At 59.7% G+C, this 3,768-nt stretch carries 6 protein-coding genes; 4 read left to right on the top strand and 2 right to left on the bottom strand.

The features are described 5' to 3' along the window. The coding region (locus B7L68_RS08200) for a hypothetical protein (protein WP_238136390.1) at positions 1–940 on the top strand (940 nt) is incomplete at its 5' end. Between the two features lie 184 nt (positions 941–1,124). Here the strand turns inward: B7L68_RS08200 and B7L68_RS08905 are convergent. Both B7L68_RS08905 and B7L68_RS08205 read right to left on the bottom strand, forming a co-directional pair. Then, the gene (locus B7L68_RS08905) at positions 1,125–1,292 is read right to left on the bottom strand and encodes a hypothetical protein (protein ID WP_193432493.1); all 168 of its coding nucleotides are present in this window, start codon (positions 1,290–1,292) and stop codon (positions 1,125–1,127) included. 24 nt (positions 1,293–1,316) lie between these two features. Then, positions 1,317–2,591 carry an MBL fold metallo-hydrolase gene (locus B7L68_RS08205; protein WP_081247175.1) on the bottom strand — a complete coding sequence of 425 codons (1,275 nt, stop codon included), beginning with the start codon at positions 2,589–2,591 and terminating at the stop codon, positions 1,317–1,319. Between the two features lie 30 nt (positions 2,592–2,621). On the opposite strand from B7L68_RS08205, the gene B7L68_RS08780 reads away from it, so the two are divergent. From B7L68_RS08780 to B7L68_RS08215, 3 genes are all read left to right on the top strand, one after another. Then, entirely contained in the window at positions 2,622–2,777 is a 156-nt protein-coding gene (locus B7L68_RS08780) for a hypothetical protein (protein WP_162008423.1), read from the top strand. Between the two features lie 78 nt (positions 2,778–2,855). Further along, positions 2,856–3,233 carry a 50S ribosomal protein L24 gene (gene rplX, locus B7L68_RS08210; protein ID WP_081247176.1) on the top strand — a complete coding sequence of 126 codons (378 nt, stop codon included), beginning with the start codon at positions 2,856–2,858 and terminating at the stop codon, positions 3,231–3,233. 41 nt (positions 3,234–3,274) lie between these two features. Beyond that, positions 3,275–3,768 (top strand): transcription elongation factor NusA (locus B7L68_RS08215; protein ID WP_081247177.1); only part of this gene is annotated, 494 nt, incomplete at its 3' end.

Genomic DNA, 3,768 nt, shown 5'->3' on the forward strand with positions numbered 1-3,768 from the left:
CCTTGAGGGAGTGGATATGACGACAGCGGCCAAAAAGATCAAAACCACGGCCTCTGTTTTTGAACTGCCTCAGAAACTCGGTATTCTACAATACGTGGAGTATGAGCCACCTCCGCGGGAGTGGTGTACAAGCGACGGCTGTCTCTACGAGGGCGTCTTGACGGCTGAGGGGTGCAAGAGGGGCATATGCGTGCGGTACAGAGTGTGGGTTCACTCAAGGGATAGAAGGCAATGGGAAGTAAAAGAAAGGTGGAGGAGGCGCAGAGATGACGAAGACGTAGGCGGATGCATCAGGCAACAGGCGGCCGACGCCCTTTGGGAGCTGGCCGGCCGTTTTGACGTCGGGGTGTGGTATGAGTACAGGAGGGCGGGTGTGTGGGTCAATCAATACGACGTCCTCTGCGGCGTCGTCGTGAACGGCGTGAGGCTGTATCAGCCGCACTGCCGCACGGCGGAGGAGTGCGTCGAGCGGATTCTGGAGGACTACAGGCGCGAGGTGGAGAGGATGAGGGAGCCGCCCCAGCCGGCTTTGGTCATTAGGGCCGACCCCGTGGAGGAGCTCCTAAAGGAGCATCCGGAGCTGGGGGCCTTCGGCGCCGATTGGCTTAGGGCCTGGGCGCCCCACGCCAGGGATAGGCTGGTTGAGATAGCCAATGTTATGCGCAGATACCCGTGGATGGCCGAGGTGGTGAGGCGGAGGCCCGTTAACCCCCACCCCTACATGGTGGAGGTGTATGTGGCTGGGGACGGGTCGGAGGTGTGTATGTCTCTAAACCAGCTGAGGACTTACTGCGCAAGAGGCGGCGCGGTGGGGGAGGCGAGGCTGGAGCTGGAGTTCAGCCGCTACGACGTGTACGAGGGGAGGATAAGGGAAGTATATAGGCCGAAGGGCCTGCTGGCATTTACCGCTAAGGCCAAGGAATACATACGGATACTGTGAGGCGGCCGGCGTCGCAATCGAGAGCGTCGAGAACGCGGCGAGGCGCATCAGGGCATGAGCTCGGCGGATGGGCGGGGGGACAAGACGTATTTGCAGTGGACGGCGCGCTACCGTCTTAGCCCGGCGGGTCCGCCCAAGACCTCGACGCCCATCTCCAAGAGCCTCCAGTAGAGCTCGCACATACCTACGCCAAGTCCTCCAGCAGCTGCGGCTCCACGTCGTCGATTATTATGTAGAGATCCTCCATCTTGATCTTATCCGCCATACGTAGGGCGCGGGCTAGCGGCACCTCGACGTACTCGCAGAGGCCGAGCTCGTCGCACCTCCTCCTTATCCATATACGTAGCTTCACGCCACTGTACATCATTAAAAACTCCTAGAGCTCGAGCTCCTCGCCGGCCGATAGAGGCACGTAGAGGTTGTCCCTTCCCCTTGTCCGCATCCATCTGGCGAACTGGAGAGCCGACGACGGCTCCGTGTGGAATAGAACCACCCTCGAGTTCACGCCGAAATGTTCTATGAACTCCACCAGCTCGGATCTGCCGGAATGCGCCGAGAAGTCGAACCACTCGACCCTGGCCTTGACCCTTATGGCCGAACCGTCCACGAAGGCCTCGCCCTTAGACAGCACCTCGAAGCCCGGCGTGTCGGGGGCCTGGAACGAGGGCAGTATAATGGCGTTCTTGCCGTCGCCCGCCAGCCTCTTGAAGTAGTAGAGGGACGCCCCTCCCTTCAGCATTCCGGCGGGCGATATTATCACGGCGGGCTCCTGGCCCACGGCCTTCTTCCTGACGTAGGCGCTCGGTATCTCCACCGCGGCCTCCAGGGCCTTCCTGTAGAGACCGTAGTCGTTGAGCAGATGTGGATATTTGTCGACTATGGTGTTCACCTGCCTAGCCAGCCCATCGACGTATATAGGGCCCACCCCGTACTTGACAAGAGTGAGGAGGACCTCCTGCGCGCGCCCCAGGGCGAACGACGGTATCAAGACGGTGCCGCCTCCCTCGACCACCTCCCTCACGACGTTTACGAAGTCCTTCTCGAGGTCCTGCCTGGGGGGATGGTCCGCGGCGGCGTATGTCGCCTCCATCACGACCACGTCTGGCTCTCTCGGCAGGTTGTAGACGTCTGCGCCCCTCAGGAGCGCGGTGTCCCTCAGATTGAAGTCGCCGGTAAACACGACGGCCCTCCCCTCGGCCTCAAGAACGGACACGGCACTGCCCGGGACATGGCCTGCGTTGTACACGGTGAGCGTCACGTCGGGGGCCAGCTCCACGGGCTCGCCGTAGGTCAGCGGTATTGCGCTCTCCATGGTCGCCTTAACCTCCTCGTGGGTGTAGGGCAGGTAGTAGCCGGAGAGCTTTATCATGTCCGTATACATCACGTCGCTGAGCTCCATGGTGAGGGGAGTCGCGTAGATGGGGGTCTTCACAGAGACGTAGAGCGACGGCAACGCCCCGCTGTGGTCTAGATGCGCATGGCTCAGCACGACGCCCACCAGGTCCTTGGGCCTCACGTGCTCTGGGAAGACCGGCCTCCCCTGCTGGTCGAAATTGACGCCGTAGTCAAACAGCACGGAGCCCGCCGCAGTCTTGACCAACACAGCCGCCCTCCCAACCTCGCCGGCGCCTCCAAGGAATTTGACGCGCACGTCATGAATATATTAGCCATAAAAATCCTCATGGAGACGGAACAAGTCCGCAAGCTCCTGGAGGATCTGCCGCGGAGACTTGACTCCGCCGTGGACGAGATTAAGACCGTGGCGAAGGCTCTTGAGGACGTGCTGGGCGGCATGAAGAAGGCAGAGGAGCGGCTTAAGGCCTCGGCCGCACGTTGATGCGCCGTAGCCTCCTCGACGGGGCCCGGTGCGGAGCCGACGCCAAAAACTTATAAATAGGGTCGGTAGGAGGAGGCGATGCCGACGGCTAGCGGACAGCCGAGAAAACAGAGGAGGGCTCTGGCCGAGGCCCCTCTGCACGTGAGGCGCAAGCTCCTCACGGCTAAGCTCGCCCCAGACCTCAGGAGGAAGCTCGGCGTGGCCCGGCTACCCGTGCGGGTGGGCGATACCGTCATGATTATGAGGGGCGACTTCAAGGGGGTGACCGGCAAGGTGGTCAGAGTGGATCTCCGGGAGGCGCGGATCTATGTGGAGAATGCGACCAGGACGAACAGCCGGGGCGAGACGGTCTACTCTCCTATACATCCAAGCAAGGTGATGATAACAAATATCGATACCTCCGATAAGAGGCGCCAAGAGGTAGTAGAAAGGAGGAAGAAGCCCGCGTCTCAATAACGGCACTTTAAGAAATTTAAATATCATAACGAATCCGGTGCTTGATGAAGAAGCCGTTTTGCGACTTCTGCATCAGGACCAAGGTGCTGTGCCCTAAGTGCCAGGGGCTGATTGACAGCGGCGAGTACAGCTGGCTGGACGTGGACGTGGTGGATGCGTTGATGAAGTTAGAGAAAAAATATAATCTAAACGACGTGGAGTATGTAAGGGCGTATGAGACGGATGCATTCATAGTGGTCGTGGTCAGGGGCTTTAGGAGGTTGCCGAAAGGCGCGCAGATGCAGCTGGAGAAGGACCTCGCGGCGGCTTTAGGGAGGAACGTCAAGATAGTGGAGAAGGGCAGCGCCAACGAGATAATAGCTCAGCTTGTCTCGCCTGCCAAGCTCCTCACCATCTCTACGTCGTGGTTGCCCGACGGCACCAGCGAGACGGTCGTGAAGATACCCTCTAGGGAGATCAGGCGATTGCCCGTGCGCCCTGAGAAGTTGCAAGAAGTATTGAATAGAATAGTTGGATCTACAATAAAAATAGATGT

It is taken from the genome of Thermoproteus sp. CP80 (assembly GCF_002077075.2).
In the GTDB taxonomy this organism is placed as follows: Archaea; Thermoproteota; Thermoprotei; order Thermoproteales; family Thermoproteaceae; genus Thermoproteus.

Bases quoted from the DNA above. Each gene is read 5' to 3' on its own strand.
- rplX (WP_081247176.1), top strand. From the start codon at position 2,856: ATGCCGACGGCTAGCGGACAGCCGAGAAAACAGAGGAGGGCTCTGGCC.
- B7L68_RS08780 (WP_162008423.1), top strand. From the start codon at position 2,622: ATGGAGACGGAACAAGTCCGCAAGCTCCTGGAGGATCTGCCGCGGAGA.